Origin of the sequence: Martinezella calliandrae, assembly GCF_030272695.1 — a bacterium.
Taxonomy (GTDB): domain Bacteria; phylum Pseudomonadota; class Alphaproteobacteria; order Rhizobiales; family Rhizobiaceae; genus Rhizobium; species Rhizobium calliandrae.
This window is the reverse complement of the sequence record NZ_JARFYN010000007.1, coordinates 1-13,478: the sequence shown is the minus strand read 5'-3', so window position 1 is coordinate 13,478 and position 13,478 is coordinate 1. Positions and strand designations below refer to the sequence as shown.

Sequence of the window (13,478 nt, the reverse complement as noted above, 5' to 3'; positions counted from 1 at the left end):
TCTCTCAGTTTGCCGCTTTGCGCTCGACGATCAGGATATGGTCAGCCGCGAGTACGACCTCGTCGCGCTGGTTGAGCACTTCGCAACGCTCGACGACACGACCGCAGGCCGGGCGCTTCGGATCGTCCTCTTTTGCCGATATCGTCACCCGCGTGCGGATCGTGTCGCCGATATGCACGGGGCGGATGAACCGCAACCGGTCATAGCCATAGGAAAAAGCCACGGGATTGATGAGCGACGCCGTCAGCCCGACGCCGATTGAAAAGATCATCGTGCCGTGCGCGATGCGTTGACCGCCAGGCAAGGTCTTGGCGAATTCCGCATCCATATGATGCGGAAAAAAATCACCGGTATGACCGGCATGGACGACGAAATCGGTCTCGGTAATCGTCCGTCCGGTCGTCGTACGGGCATGGCCGAGCGCATAGTCTTCGTAGTAGGTCGTCTGTTCGGCCATCGCTTACACCTTTGGAAGTCCGGCGATCGGTGTTGCCGGCTCAGCGCTCGATTGGTAGGCAGCCTCGACCAACGCCATGGTCTGCCAAGCATCTTCTACGGAGCCGACCAATGTCTCGTCCTCGCCCGAGGCAACACGCTGCAGATTGGCCATGCGGTTGACGAAGGCATCCGGGAACCAGGCGCCTTCGAGCTTCACCTCGACCCATTCGCTGCCTCCGGCGGGCCTAATCCACAATTCGTCCGGCTCGCCGTGCGGATAGTCGAGATTGACCCCGAGCTTGATATAGGCGGCACCCTTGGTGCCGGAGATGCGGAATTCGCAAGCCTGAAACTTGCGACCGAAATTATGGTCGTGGTTGATCGAGAGCACGCAGCGCACCTTGTCGCCGTAGTCCAGGATCGCGGCTGTGCGTGTCTGCGCCACCTCGTGGTTCGGATGGCCGATGGTCTTGGCATGCACGCCCTTGGGATTGCCGAGCAGGCCGCGTATGAAGTCCAGATAGTGGATCGAGTGCATGGCGATCTCGATGCGCGGCAGCCCCTTCAGGAAGGGCCAGAGCCCCCAGGGCGTTGCAAGCGCCAGCCAGGCATCGAAATCGACGACCTCGCCAAGGTAGCCCTTCTCGACCACATCGTAGAGCGCCAGCATCATCGGCGCGAAGCGGAGCTGAAAATTAACGGCCGCCCTGATGTCGCGCTCGCGGCACACTCTGAGTATTTCTGTCGCCCCGATAAGGTCGCTGCCCATCGGCTTTTGGATCAGCGCGAAAGAGCCGCGCGCCAGCTTGGCAAGGATAGCCGCATGGGCGGCCGGCGGAGTTGCCAAATCGAAAATCGCACCTTCAACGGCCAGCGCCTCGGCCTCGGATGCGAAGGCTCCTATGCCCCATTGATCCGCCAAGGTCTTTGCCTTTTCCCTGTTCGGATCATAAAGGCCGGCGAGCGGGAAGCCCGCCTTCCGGTACGCCGGCAAATGCGCGTCACCTACGATGCTGCCGGCGCCGAAGATGACAATCGGGCGCGGCTTGCTCGGCTTGGGCCACCATTGGCATAACGATTTCGAATCAAAGCTCATCTTACCCTCCCCCTGAAGCGGAGGGTCGCACCAAAGCTACGAGGTGGGGTGATCCCTCCTCGTGGAAAGAAAGCAGCAGTGGACGCCTCGAGCCTCCCCCCAACCGCGTGCTCCGCGCAACCTCCCCCCCTCAAGGGGGAGGTGATCGCTTCGCGGTCCGTTCCGTTCCGAGCCCTAGTCAAGATGAAACACCTCCTCCATCATGGCCCACCATTCGCCTTCCTTGCGGGTATCGAGCGGCTTCTGGCAGGGCATACAGACGGACCACCATTCCTGGTTTTTTGGGCTTGCGGCCATCTTGGCCATATCGGCCTCGAAATCCGTGCCAACATATTCCCAATAACCGAAGAGCAGGTTTTCCGGCTCCTTCAGGAAGATGGTATAGTTGGTGATGCTGCATTCGGAGATCAGAGCCAGGATCTCTGGCCAGACCGCCGCATGTAGGCGCTTGTATTCCTCGACCTTTGCCGGCTCCAGACCGATCACCATCCCCATCCGCTGCATGGCCCTTGCCTCCTTCAGCCGTAAATCTCTTTCGTGAACTCACCGACCGAACGCGCCTTCACTGCTTCCCAGTCCCAGGCGATGCCGATGCCGGGTTCAGCGGGGGCGATGGCCTTGCCGTCAACGATCTCCATGCCCTTGGTGGTGAGATCGTCGAGCTGCGGGATATATTCGACGTATTTCCCGTTCGGCACCGCACAGACAAGGCTGACATGCAGCTCCATCAGGAAGTGCGGGCAGACCGGAATATCGAACGCTTCCGCCGCATGCGCCACCTTAAGCCAAGGCGTGATACCGCCTATGCGGGCAACGTCCACCTGAACGATCGAACAGGCGCCCTTCTGCATATATTCGCGGAAATGCCGGATCGAATAGATGGATTCGCCGACCGCAATCGGTGTCGGCGTCGAGCGCGTCAGGCGGATATGGCCGTCGAGATCGTCGGCCGGCAGCGGCTCCTCGATCCAGGCGAGATCGAGCTCCCTCAACCTTGCAGCACGGCGGATGACCTCATCAACCGTAAAGCCTTGATTGCAATCGGTCATGATCTCGAATCCGGAGCCGAGCGCCAAACGCATCGCCGAAAGCCGGTCGTAGTCCTCGAACCCATGCGGCTTGCCGATCTTCACCTTCGAGCCGGAGAAGCCCTTGGCCTTCGCCTGTAGGGCATCCTCAACCAATGCTTCCTTCTCGATATGCAGCCAGCCGCCTTCTGTCGTGTAAAGCGGGCAACGATCCTTGGCGCCGCCGGCAAGTTTCCAGAACGGCAAGTACTGCTTCTTCGCGCGCAGGTCCCAAAGCGCCGTATCGACGGCAGCGAGCGCCAGGGCCGTGATCGCGCCGATCGTCGTTGCGTGAGTGGCAAACTCCATCTTATGCCAGATCGCTTCGATGCAATCTGCATCCTCGCCGATCAGTTGGGGCACGAGATGGTCCGACAGCAGCCGCATGACGGAGGAACCACCGGTGCCAATCGTATAGCTGTAGCCGGTCCCGACGGCACCGTCGGAATCGGTAATGGTGACGATCGGCGTCTCCTGGCTAACGAAGCTCTGGATCGCATCCGTCCGCTTGACCTTCGGCGGCAGGTCGACCATGCGCAATTCAATTTTTTCGATGCGGGCCATGTTCCGGTCTCCCCCGCTTAGATCGCCAGGCTCTTGCCGGTCGCGGCGCAAAAGAGGTGCGCCTGACTGAGGTCGAAGCTCATCTTCAGTTGTTCGCCGCTCTTCAAACCGCGCGGATTAAGCATGCGGGCCACCCACTCGCGGCCGGCGAATTCGACGAAGACCAAGGTTTCGTTGCCGAGAGGCTCGGTAATGGCGACGGGCAACGTTACCTCATGCACGGCCGCCTCGGTGCCGGAATGCAGGCCGTGACCGCTTGGGAAAATATCGTCCGGACGCAGTCCGAAGGCAACCTCTTCGCCATCCTTGACCCGGCCTTCAAACTGCCCCGGCAGCGGCAGCTGGTCGCCATTCTTGAATACCAGTGCGCCGGCCGAAACCGTAGCCTCCTCGATATTCATAGGCGGCGAGCCGATAAAGCCGGCGACGAAGCGGGTGGCCGGCCGCTTGAACACCTCATCCGGCGTGCCAACCTGCTCGATATAGCCATCGCGCATGATGACGATACGATCGGCAAGCGTCATCGCTTCCACCTGGTCGTGAGTGACGTAGATCACAGTCGACTGCACCTTGGCATGCAGCTTCTTGATCTCCGTGCGCATCTGCGTGCGGAGCTTGGCGTCGAGGTTCGACAGTGGCTCGTCGAAGAGGAAGACTTCCGGCTGGCGGACAATGGCGCGGCCCATGGCGACGCGCTGACGCTGGCCGCCGGAGAGCTGCGCCGGCCGGCGATCCATCAGCGCCTCCAAGCTGAGTATCGCCGCTGCTTCGTTGACGCGCTGGTCGATCTCCGCCTGCGGTTGCTTGGCGATCTTCAGCGAGAAGCCCATGTTCTCGCGCACACTCATGTGCGGATAGAGCGCATAGGACTGGAACACCATAGAGATGTTGCGATCGCGCGGCGGCAGGTCGTTGACGATGGTTTCGCCGATCATGATGGCGCCGCCGGAAATTTCTTCAAGCCCGGCGATCATGCGCAGCGTCGTCGACTTGCCGCAACCCGAAGGCCCGACGAGCGCGATGAATTCCTTGTCCTTGATATCCAGATCGATCCCGTGGACGATTTCCAGGGCGCCGTAGCGCTTGACGAGTTTTTTAAGTGAAACCTGAGCCATGGGGATTTCAACCTTTGACCGCACCGAATGTCAGTCCCGACACCAGATGCTTCTGAATGATGAAGGTAAGGGCGAGCGCCGGAACGATCATCACGACCGCCAGCGCGCACATGCCGCGCCAGTCGATGGTGAATTCGGCGGTATAGTCGAGCAGGCCAACCGGCAGGGTCTTGGAATCGACGGAGCGGGTAAGCTGCGAGGCCAGCGCATATTCGTTCCAGCAAGTCAGGAAGGCGAAGATGCCGGCCGACGCGATGCCGGGACCGGCCAGTGGGAACTCCACCTGCCAGAAGGCCTGCCAGCGCGTACAGCCGTCGATCTGCGCCGCTTCGGCGAGGTCCTTCGGCACCTGACGGAAGAAGCCGTCGATCAGCCAGATCGTGAATGGCACGTTCAGCGCCACATAGGTGATGATCAGTCCAAAATGCGTGTCGATAATGCCGAGCCGTGCATAAACCATGAACAGCGGCAGCGATAGCGCCACGCCCGGCACGGATCGCGTCAGCATCAAGCCAAGGAAGACGGCCGACTTGCCGGAAAAGCGGTAGCGGGCGAAAGCGTAGCCCCCGGACATGCCGATGATCAGTGCGATGATGGTGGAGGTGACGGAAATCACCAGCGAATTGCGGAAATAGTCCAAGACGGGGATACCGCCCTGACCTGCGCCGCCGAACATGGCGCGATAGGCTTCGAACGACAGCTCCTGCGGTATCCAGACCGGCGGCTTCGCCATGATCTCGACCGTAGGCCGCAGCGAGCTGAGGATGATCCAGAAGCCCGGCAGGCAGATGATGAGCATCGCGATGAAGAGGCCGAAGAGATAGGCGACTTTCGCGATACGGCGGCGCGTGCGTTGTTTGGCGTTGCGATCCATGATTACCACTCCGCTCCGATCTGGGTGCGGGCAAGCGCCAGCTTACGGAAGAAATAGACTGTGAAGGCGATCGACAGGATGATCGAGACATAGGCCATGGCGTTGGCAAGCCCCATTTGCGCATCGGCATAGGCCGTGCGTCCGACCAGCGTCCAGATCAGCTCCGTGCGCCGCGCCGGGCCGCCATCGGTCATGATCTTGACGATGTCATAGGCGCGGGCAACATCGAGCGAACGGATGGTCATGGCGATGAAGGCGAACGGCATCAGGAACGGCCAGGTGACGTAGCGGAATGTCTGCCAGCCCGTGCAGCCGTCGACCTTGGCGGCTTCCACCGGCTCCTGCGGCATGGCGAGCAGGCCGGCGAGGATGAGGATCGCGAAGACCGATGTCGACGACCAGACCTCGGCGATGACGATGGACAACAGCGCCAGATTTCCGTCGATCAGCCACGGAATGGCATTGTTGGTAATGCCCAGGGATTGCAGGGCGTTGTTGATGATGCCGACATTGTCATTGAACATGAACTTGAATTGGAAGCCGACGAGCACCGGCGAAAACATCATCGGAAACATCATCAGCGTGCGCAGGATGCGCTTGCCGTGGGTCGCCTTGTTGACCAGGAGTGCCAGGCAGAGGCCGAGCAGCATTTCCAGATTGAGCGCGATCGTCAGCAGCACGACGGTGCGCACGAAGGCGGCCAGGAAGACCGGATCGGTGAGAATGCGTGTATAGTTCCGCAATCCGATGAAGGTGAAGAGCGTCGCCGGCCGCGTCAGGCGAAACGGTGTGAAACTGGAATAAAAGGACAGAAGCAACGGAAACAGCACCACCGCCACGAGCACGATAATCGCCGGAAGAAGCAGCAGGACCGGTGGAGATATTTTCTTAAACATGGTTTGCACCTGTCGGCATTCCTCAGCAGCGTGGCCCGAACTGCCTGGAATGCGATTGCATGGGGCCGAGAGGCCGGAGCATATCCGGCCGGACAGACCGGCCCCTAAAGGCACTGGTCATAAGCAATAGTGGAAGAAGACCCCGTACCCTATGCCGGATACGGGACTTTGATTGCGGCAATCAGAGCGCGCCGGCGTCCTTCAGAACGTCGGTTGCCTTCTGTGCAGCGGTGTCAAGCGCTTGCTTGGAGGTCTTGTCGCCAAGGATGGCGGCCTGAAGCTCAGGATAGACGACGTTGGAAATCTCGATCCATTGCGGCGTGCGCGGAACCGGGAAGGCGTACTTCATCGATTCCTGGAAGGTGCTCAGCACTTCCTTCTTATAGGGATCGGATACAGCCTGCTGGATGTCCCAATCCCAGACGGCTTTGCGGGTCGGCAGCGTGCCATTGGCAGCTTCGAGCTTCTGCGAATCGTCGTTCGTCAGGAACCAGACGAGCGAGGCTGCAGCGTCCTTGTTCTTGCACGCTTCCGTCACAGAGAAACCGTGATGGCCGGACCAGCCGGTGTGCTTGCCGGACGAGCCCACAGGCTGCACGACGACGCCAACATTGCCGGCGATCTTCGAGGACTTCGGATCGTTGAAGTAAGTCGCCCAGCCCGGCCAATCGAGATCGAGCGCGACGGTGCCCGACGCAAAACCGGCGCCGAGATCATCCCAAAGATAGTTCGTCGTGCCCGCAGGAACGGCCTTGGCCTTGTACATATTGACGAACCAGTCGAGCGCGCGCACGCCGGCTTCGGAATTGAAAGCCGGCTTGCCGTCCTTGTCGAGATATTCACCGCCCTCGGCGAACAGCATTTCATAGAAGCGGCCATTGATCGCCTCTTCCTTGCCGGGGAACTGCGTACCGAAGAAGTTCGGCGGATTGGCAAAGAACGTCGCCTGGTCGGAGACTTCCTTCCAGGTCTTTGGCGGCGCCAGATCGTAGCCATACTTTGTCTTGAATGCCGTCTTCTTGGCCTCGTCATTGTAGAGGCTCTTTTGATAGTAGAGAGCCGACACGTCGAACTGAGCGCGCGGCAGCATGATCAGCCGGCCGTCGATGGTGGATGCCTCGATGGTCGAATCGACGAACTTGGCAATCTCGTCCTTAGAAAGCAGCTTGTTGAGATCGGTATAGAGGTCGGGATATTGGGGCGCGAAGGACGAGTGGTTAGAACCGACGCACCAGGAAATATCACCCGACGCCATGTCCGACTTGATTTCCTTGTCGAGCTCGAAGTGGTTCTTCTTGGAGAGGATATTAACTTTGGCGCCGGTCTCCTTCTCCCACTCGGAAATACGCGCATAGAGCGGCTCATATTGCTGGCCGCCGATCAGCTTGGCGTCGATCGTCACACCCGGGAACTTGCCGGGCAGGTCGGCGGCAGAGATCGCGGAGCTCGCGAGCAATACCAGTACACCGGCTACGGGGCCGGTCTTCCAAATCCTCATTGAATTTTCCTCCCTAAAGGACCGGGCACGCCGCCCGATCGCCCTCACGACCCAAATATGGATCAATGATTTATATGTAAACATCTCATTCATTGACCGTCAAGACGCGATCGGAGCCGCTTGCAAATCGCCTTCATTCATATATGAATGATATGTATTTTCACTATATGAGGCCTTCCATGAGCGTAGAAGACGATAGCGATCGATACCGCGCACCGGCGCTGGACAAGGGCCTCGATATTCTCGAACTGCTGGCGCGCATCGACGGCGGTCTGACGCAGGCCGAAATCGCCAAGGCGCTCGGCAAAAGCCCGAACGAGTTCTACCGTATGCTCGATCGACTGGTCCGACGCGGCTATGTGCAGCGGCAGGATGGCGACCGCTTCTATCTGACCCTCAAACTCTTTGGTCTGGCGCATTATCACGCGCCGGTGCGCCGGCTCGTTTCCTTTGCCACCCCGCTGATGCGCGAATTCTCCAACCGCGCCGAGCAAGCCTGCCATTTGGCGATTTTTGACCGCGGCTCGGTCGTGGTCATCGCCCAGCAGGATTCGCCGACCTATTGGGGCATTTCGATCCGCGTCGGCGCCCAGATCAATCTGTTCAATACCGGCTCCGGCCATGTCCTCCTGGCCTTCCGCGACGAAAAACAGCGCAAGATGATGATCAACGAGCAGCAGCGCCAGCAGGATGACGACGTAGCGATGCCCGCCGATCTCGATAAACGCCTTCAATTGATTAAGGAGCAAGGTTTCGAGACGATGGACAGCCTGCAGACCAACGGCGTACGCAACATTTCGGCGCCCGTGCTGGCATTGGACGGCTACGCATTGGCCGCGCTCACCTGCCCCTATATCCAGCCGGTCAATCCGAATGCACCAAGCTACGAGCAGGTGATCCAATATGTGCGCGATGCGGCCAAAGACGTGTCCGACACTGTCGCGGGCACCTTGGATAACGCCGAGATATAATTTCTATTTGAATAAACTATTCTTCTGTGAGTATATATTGACCTGCATGATGGGAGGATCGCCATGCTTTTCGATAGCCACCTGCACATCGTCAATCGCGGGAAACTAGGATATCCCTGGCTGGAAGGGGCCGGCGCGCTGAACCGCGACAGTCTTTATGACGATTATGCCCGCGAAGCCCAGCGCCTGGGGATCACCGACACGCTCCATATGGAAGTGGATGTCGCTGAAGGCGACATCGAGCGGGAAACGGACTATGTCAAAGAGTTGAGCCGACAACCCTCCAGTCTGATCCGCGGGGCCATTGCCGCCTGCCGTCCGGAATACGCGGGCTTTCCTGCCTATCTCGAGCGCGTGCTTGCCGATCCCTTCGTCAAGGGTTTTCGCCGCGTGCTGCATGTGGTTCCCGACGACCTCTCCGAAGGCGCACTTTTCCGCGAAAATCTCAAGCGGCTTGCCGGCACCCGCCTCACCTTCGATTTCTGCGTGCTGCCGCATCAGATCGCCAAGGCGATCGCGCTGGCCGATCTTAATCCCGATGTTCAGTTCGTTCTCGACCATTGTGGCGTGCCCGCCGTCAAGGATGGCCTCAGGGAGGTTTGGACCTCGGGGATGACCGAAATCGCCAAGCGGCCGAATGTTGTCGTCAAGATTTCGGGCGTCGTCGCTTATGCCGATCCAGATAGCTGGACTGTCGAGAGCCTACGCCCCTTCGTAGAGCATTCGATCACAAGCTTCGGCTGGGATCGGGTCATATGGGGAAGCGATTGGCCGGTCTGCACGCTGGGCGGCGGTCTCTCCACGTGGGTCGCCGCGACCCATGCACTAACGCAAGGAGCAAGCGCAGACGAGCGAGCGCTTCTCTATCAGCTCAACGCCAAGCGACTCTGGTCTTTCTGAGTGCGCCATACAAATCCATTGAAAGCCCATGCCATGACTGCCACCGTCGGCATTTCCAGCACCCATCCGAAGACCATGCCGGCGGATCACGCCGACATTCCCGTCTGGAACTCGGAAAACTGGTTCTATGAAGACTTCGAGATCGGTCACAAGATCCGCTCGCTGCGGCGGACAATCTCCGAAGGCGAATCCCAGCAGTTCAACGCCCTCGTCCTCGATATGCATCCTTATGTCAGCGACCAGATCTTCGCAGAGACGGAGGGCCTTTTCGGCAAGCGCCTCGTCGCCGGCGCCTTCGTATTCTCCGCCGGCCTCGGCCTCGTTGCCACCAACTGTATCAACGCCTTCTCCTACGGCTACGACAAGCTGCGCTTCATCAAACCCACCTTCATCGGCGACACGATCTACACCATCCGCACCAATCTCGACAAACAGCCGAAATACAAGGATCTCGGCCTGATCCGCTCTTCCTACGAAGTCTTCAAGGGGGAAGGCGAACTGGTGCTTTATTGCGAGCATATCCAGACGGTGCGCTACAAGCACGGCCGGCCCGCTGACGCTCCGGAATTGAACGGCTGACATGACCGAAGGAAATGACGACAGCCTGCTCGCCGGCATCACGGTGCTGGATATGAGCCAGTTCCTGGCCGGGCCAATGGCCGCCCTTCGGCTTGGCGACCTCGGCGCGCGGGTGATCAAGGTCGAGCGTCCCGATGGCGGCGATCTCTGCCGCCGGCTTTATCTCAGCGACACGGAAATCGGTGGCGATTCGACGCTGTTCCACGCGATCAATCGCGGCAAGGAGAGTTTTGCCGTCAACATGAAGGATGAAGGTGACCTGCAGGACTTGCAGGCGCTGATCGAGAAGGCTGACGTAATCATCCAGAATTTCCGCCCCGGGGTCATCGACCGCCTGGGACTCGATTACGCCGCGGTCGCCAAAATCAATCCGCGCATCGTCTACGGCAGCATCACCGGCTATGGCCCTGACAACGAATGGCGGCAGTTTCCCGGCCAGGATCTACTCGCCCAGGCCCGCTCCGGCGCAATGTGGCTGAACGGCGAGGCCGATGACGGTCCGGTACCCTTCGGCCTGGCCGTCGCGGATATGCTGGCCGGCAATCTCCTCGTCCAGGGCATTCTCGCCGGCCTCGTGCGGCGCGGCGTCACCGGTCAAGGCGTCCATGTCGAAACCAGTCTGCTGGAGGCGATGATCGATTTCCAGTTCGAGGTACTGACCACCCATCTGAACGACGGTGGTCGCTTGCCGAAGAAATCGTCCGTGCGCAACGCCCACGCCTATCTCTCGGCCCCCTACGGCGTCTATCACTGCGCCGATGGCTGGATGGCGTTGGCCATGACGCCGTTGCCGAAACTGGCGCCCCTTTTCGAGCTTCCGGCGCTTGCGGACTACACGCCGGACGAGGCCTTCTCTCGCCGCGACGAGATCAAGAGCTTGATCACCAGCCGCTTGCACGAGAAGACGGTAAAGGAATGGCTCGCCATCCTGGAGCCTGCCGGTATATGGGCGGCGGAAGTGCTGGACTGGCCGAAACTGCTTCAAACCGCCGCCTTCCGTCAGCTCGACATGCTGCAGACGGTAACCCGTGGCGACGGTGTTTCGGTCCGCACGACGGCGAGCCCGATCCGTGTCAATGGAGCGCGCCACAAGAGCGATCTCGCCGCCCCGACGATCGGCAGCGATTCTGAAAAGATCAGAGCGGAGTTCATCACCTGACACCCCTTGCCGTCTTGGCGCGGGCCGGGCTGAAGAAACCTTACGCCACGGGCTGTACCGAAGCGACCTTGCCAGTGTTGTCGATGATGCAATTAAATCTGCGGCCGGTCGCATTCAACTCGACTCGGTAGGTGGTAGCGTCCAACTGCTGCGAATTCGTCGGAAGCACCTTGCTCTGAGTAAGGCCGGCAGATTTTGCCGCGGCGTCAGCGCATAAGAGCTGCAGATCGGCGGGAGCCGTCTGGAGTTTCGTCCGAGCCATCTGGTCGGGCGGCGGCGACGACACGCATGCCGTCATTGGCGCTAGGAGCACAAGCGGGATAAGCAGTCGTGCCGCGGCCCAGCCATTCAATTTCGTCATTCTCCATCCCCTATTTTGCGATCATACGCCCTTGTAGAGTGCGGCGCCTTGCATCAGCACAATCACCTTTGCACCGATCTTCACGCGAGAGTGCAGGTCGATGATATCGTCGTTGTTCATGCGTATGCATCCGGAGGAGACATCCAGCCCGATTGACCATGATTCCGGCGTGCCGTGAATGCGGTAGATCGTGTCGTTGTTGCCTTCATAAAGGTAAAGAGCCCTCGCCCCGAGCGGGTTGTCGGGACCGCCCGGCATGCCGTTCGCCCATTTCACTGCATTCGGATCACGGGCTACCATTTCGGCGGGCGGTGTCCATGTCGGCCATTCCGCCGTGCGCCCGACACGCACAATGCCGGCCCAGCCGAAGCCTTCCCGACCAACGCCTATGCCATAGCGGATCGCCTGGCCGCCGGGCTGGACCAGGTAGAGAAAGTGCTGGTTGCCGTCGATAATGATCGTTCCCGGCTCTTCAGCCGTCCGGAAGGGTACGACCTGCCTGCGAAAGGCATCCGGCACTTGTTTGTTGCGGGCGTAGTATTGACGAGCCTTCCTCGCATCATAGTCGACCCAGGTTCGGGTCTGGGGATCGAAGATCTGCGTCTGCGCCGCGAGCGCAACGAGAGGGCCAAGGCCCACGACCGCTGCCAGGAGCATGACGGCTGCGTTGCGCCTCGGCTTCCAGCCTCGTTCCGATCTTGCCTCTACTACGCTCTCGGCGTTCTTTGTCGGATCTGTTTTCATGGCTTTGCCCATCCGTCGATGCGAGATGCATGGCTGTCTACCCACTGCTTCGCGAATTCCAGGGGCGGCTGACGCTCCACCTGCAAGGCGTAGGTCATGTGCGTAATTTCCTCTGGCGTGAAATCGACCTTTTCGAGAAAACTCGCAACGTCGGCGTGCTTCTTTGCGAAGGCGGTCGCATAGGCGATGTGAAAACTCGCAGCCGGCCAGGCGACCGATGCGCTGGAATCGCTGATCCAGGTCGGATCGCTCGCCGGCATGATCTTCCATTTGGCGGCGACATAGGGTGGCTCTGTCAGTCGCACGATATTGTGCAACTCGAAGACGTGATGTGGCGCGTAGCAGGCAAACACCATAGGTCGGCCGGTCGCAACTGCCGCATCGACTGCAGCCATGCCGACCTCTTCCTCGGCTTCGACCAGCGTCAGGTTTTTCGCATAGCCATAACTATTGGCCCGCACTCTCTCGATGCCTGTCGACAACCATGTCGGCGCCCCGATCCACAGCTCTCCGCGTCCGTCGCCGTCGGTATCCAGAAGCGCGGTCTTGGCAGGATCACTCAGATCCGCGATATCCTTTATACCGGCGGCGACTGCATCCGGCGTGGCGCAGAGGCCTTGCCAGGCATCGATGCCGCGCGCCGCCACCTCGACGACGTGCTTTTCGTTGACGTATTTCTCGATCAGGCTGTCGAGATTCGGCCGCCATACTTCGGGATTGATATCGACATCGCCGCTTTCGAGACCGTTGAAGGCGGTGAGCGTTCCGAGCTCCCGGACCTCGGCATCGAGCTTATATTCCTTGGCAATCGCCACCTTCAGGATATTCGCCGTCGCCTGACCGGAAGGCCAATTCGGCATCGAGATGACCAAATCGGCGGCATCGGCGCTGACCGCCCCGACAGACGCAAAGGCAGCGGCCAACGCCACTGAGACGGAAATGAGTGTGGTCTTCATGTCCCCTCCAGCTTTCGGTAACACGTGCTGTCCGGTCGCAGCTGTCGCGAGCCGCAACCAGATAGCGGAGGGAAGCATCCGCAGGTAAGTACGTTACGGTAACATGATCGAAATTTACGCCACTGTTCCGCAAAGCTAGCCAGGCGACAGGACAGGGGACTCATCGGCATAGGGGGCGATCGTATTTGATCGCGCCCCTGCCACACCACCCGGCATGCGGGTCCGCACCGGGCGGTTCGAGAGATTGAGGTTAAGTGAGT

15 protein-coding genes are annotated in these 13,478 nt (G+C 59.9%); 4 read left to right on the top strand and 11 right to left on the bottom strand.

What is annotated here, in order from left to right:
- Positions 1 to 4: 4 nt before the first annotated feature.
- From PY650_RS07025 to PY650_RS06990, 8 genes are all read right to left on the bottom strand, one after another.
- Positions 5 to 457, bottom strand: coding sequence for a MaoC family dehydratase (locus PY650_RS07025; RefSeq protein ID WP_285878335.1), 453 nt, complete (start codon positions 455 to 457; stop codon positions 5 to 7).
- Positions 458 to 460: 3 nt separating this feature from the next.
- The gene (locus tag PY650_RS07020; RefSeq protein WP_285878334.1) at positions 461 to 1,534 is read right to left on the bottom strand and encodes a Gfo/Idh/MocA family protein; all 1,074 of its coding nucleotides are present in this window, start codon (positions 1,532 to 1,534) and stop codon (positions 461 to 463) included.
- A 174-nt stretch (positions 1,535 to 1,708) separates the two neighbouring features.
- Positions 1,709 to 2,038 (bottom strand): L-rhamnose mutarotase, encoded by a 330-nt coding sequence (locus PY650_RS07015; RefSeq protein ID WP_285878333.1) that lies wholly within the window; start codon positions 2,036 to 2,038, stop codon positions 1,709 to 1,711.
- 14 nt (positions 2,039 to 2,052) lie between these two features.
- Complete coding sequence (locus PY650_RS07010; protein ID WP_285878332.1) at positions 2,053 to 3,165, bottom strand: mandelate racemase/muconate lactonizing enzyme family protein; 1,113 nt, start codon at positions 3,163 to 3,165, stop codon at positions 2,053 to 2,055.
- A gap of 17 nt (positions 3,166 to 3,182) precedes the next feature.
- On the bottom strand, positions 3,183 to 4,280 hold the full coding sequence (locus PY650_RS07005) for an ABC transporter ATP-binding protein (protein WP_285878331.1): 1,098 nt from the start codon (positions 4,278 to 4,280) through the stop codon (positions 3,183 to 3,185).
- A gap of 7 nt (positions 4,281 to 4,287) precedes the next feature.
- Complete coding sequence (locus tag PY650_RS07000) at positions 4,288 to 5,154, bottom strand: carbohydrate ABC transporter permease (RefSeq protein WP_285878330.1); 867 nt, start codon at positions 5,152 to 5,154, stop codon at positions 4,288 to 4,290.
- A 2-nt stretch (positions 5,155 to 5,156) separates the two neighbouring features.
- A complete protein-coding gene (locus tag PY650_RS06995) occupies positions 5,157 to 6,050 on the bottom strand; it encodes a carbohydrate ABC transporter permease (RefSeq protein ID WP_285878329.1) in 894 nt (297 codons plus the stop codon).
- A 181-nt stretch (positions 6,051 to 6,231) separates the two neighbouring features.
- Complete coding sequence (locus tag PY650_RS06990) at positions 6,232 to 7,548, bottom strand: ABC transporter substrate-binding protein (protein ID WP_285878328.1); 1,317 nt, start codon at positions 7,546 to 7,548, stop codon at positions 6,232 to 6,234.
- Between the two features lie 179 nt (positions 7,549 to 7,727).
- On the opposite strand from PY650_RS06990, the gene PY650_RS06985 reads away from it, so the two are divergent.
- The 4 genes from PY650_RS06985 (at position 7,728) to PY650_RS06970 (ending at position 11,157) form a co-directional block, all read left to right on the top strand.
- Positions 7,728 to 8,519: an IclR family transcriptional regulator gene (locus tag PY650_RS06985; protein ID WP_285878327.1), complete on the top strand. Its 792-nt coding sequence runs from the start codon at positions 7,728 to 7,730 to the stop codon at positions 8,517 to 8,519.
- A gap of 63 nt (positions 8,520 to 8,582) precedes the next feature.
- Complete coding sequence (locus tag PY650_RS06980) at positions 8,583 to 9,419, top strand: amidohydrolase family protein (RefSeq protein WP_285878326.1); 837 nt, start codon at positions 8,583 to 8,585, stop codon at positions 9,417 to 9,419.
- Positions 9,420 to 9,452: 33 nt separating this feature from the next.
- Positions 9,453 to 9,998, top strand: coding sequence for a MaoC family dehydratase (locus tag PY650_RS06975; RefSeq protein WP_285878324.1), 546 nt, complete (start codon positions 9,453 to 9,455; stop codon positions 9,996 to 9,998).
- A gap of 1 nt (position 9,999) precedes the next feature.
- Complete coding sequence (locus tag PY650_RS06970) at positions 10,000 to 11,157, top strand: CaiB/BaiF CoA transferase family protein (RefSeq protein ID WP_285878323.1); 1,158 nt, start codon at positions 10,000 to 10,002, stop codon at positions 11,155 to 11,157.
- A 40-nt stretch (positions 11,158 to 11,197) separates the two neighbouring features.
- On the opposite strand, the gene PY650_RS06965 is transcribed toward PY650_RS06970, so the two are convergent.
- From PY650_RS06965 to PY650_RS06955, 3 genes are all read right to left on the bottom strand, one after another.
- The gene (locus PY650_RS06965; RefSeq protein ID WP_285878519.1) at positions 11,198 to 11,455 is read right to left on the bottom strand and encodes a hypothetical protein; all 258 of its coding nucleotides are present in this window, start codon (positions 11,453 to 11,455) and stop codon (positions 11,198 to 11,200) included.
- 84 nt (positions 11,456 to 11,539) lie between these two features.
- The gene (locus tag PY650_RS06960; RefSeq protein WP_285878518.1) at positions 11,540 to 12,175 is read right to left on the bottom strand and encodes a L,D-transpeptidase; all 636 of its coding nucleotides are present in this window, start codon (positions 12,173 to 12,175) and stop codon (positions 11,540 to 11,542) included.
- 83 nt (positions 12,176 to 12,258) lie between these two features.
- Entirely contained in the window at positions 12,259 to 13,218 is a 960-nt protein-coding gene (locus tag PY650_RS06955; protein ID WP_285878322.1) for an ABC transporter substrate-binding protein, read from the bottom strand.
- Positions 13,219 to 13,478: the final 260 nt, after the last annotated feature.

Excerpts from the sequence above, each read along its gene's own strand:
- PY650_RS07025 (WP_285878335.1), bottom strand. The coding sequence starts at position 457 with ATGGCCGAACAGACGACCTACTACGAAGACTATGCGCTCGGCCATGCC.
- PY650_RS07020 (WP_285878334.1), bottom strand. The coding sequence starts at position 1,534 with ATGAGCTTTGATTCGAAATCGTTATGCCAATGGTGGCCCAAGCCGAGC.
- PY650_RS07015 (WP_285878333.1), bottom strand. The coding sequence starts at position 2,038 with ATGCAGCGGATGGGGATGGTGATCGGTCTGGAGCCGGCAAAGGTCGAG.
- PY650_RS07010 (WP_285878332.1), bottom strand. The coding sequence starts at position 3,165 with ATGGCCCGCATCGAAAAAATTGAATTGCGCATGGTCGACCTGCCGCCG.
- PY650_RS07005 (WP_285878331.1), bottom strand. The coding sequence starts at position 4,280 with ATGGCTCAGGTTTCACTTAAAAAACTCGTCAAGCGCTACGGCGCCCTG.
- PY650_RS07000 (WP_285878330.1), bottom strand. The coding sequence starts at position 5,154 with ATGGATCGCAACGCCAAACAACGCACGCGCCGCCGTATCGCGAAAGTC.
- PY650_RS06995 (WP_285878329.1), bottom strand. The coding sequence starts at position 6,050 with ATGTTTAAGAAAATATCTCCACCGGTCCTGCTGCTTCTTCCGGCGATT.
- PY650_RS06990 (WP_285878328.1), bottom strand. The coding sequence starts at position 7,548 with ATGAGGATTTGGAAGACCGGCCCCGTAGCCGGTGTACTGGTATTGCTC.
- PY650_RS06985 (WP_285878327.1), top strand. The coding sequence starts at position 7,728 with ATGAGCGTAGAAGACGATAGCGATCGATACCGCGCACCGGCGCTGGAC.
- PY650_RS06980 (WP_285878326.1), top strand. The coding sequence starts at position 8,583 with ATGCTTTTCGATAGCCACCTGCACATCGTCAATCGCGGGAAACTAGGA.
- PY650_RS06975 (WP_285878324.1), top strand. The coding sequence starts at position 9,453 with ATGACTGCCACCGTCGGCATTTCCAGCACCCATCCGAAGACCATGCCG.
- PY650_RS06970 (WP_285878323.1), top strand. The coding sequence starts at position 10,000 with ATGACCGAAGGAAATGACGACAGCCTGCTCGCCGGCATCACGGTGCTG.
- PY650_RS06965 (WP_285878519.1), bottom strand. The coding sequence starts at position 11,455 with ATGACGGCATGCGTGTCGTCGCCGCCGCCCGACCAGATGGCTCGGACG.
- PY650_RS06960 (WP_285878518.1), bottom strand. The coding sequence starts at position 12,175 with ATGCTCCTGGCAGCGGTCGTGGGCCTTGGCCCTCTCGTTGCGCTCGCG.
- PY650_RS06955 (WP_285878322.1), bottom strand. The coding sequence starts at position 13,218 with ATGAAGACCACACTCATTTCCGTCTCAGTGGCGTTGGCCGCTGCCTTT.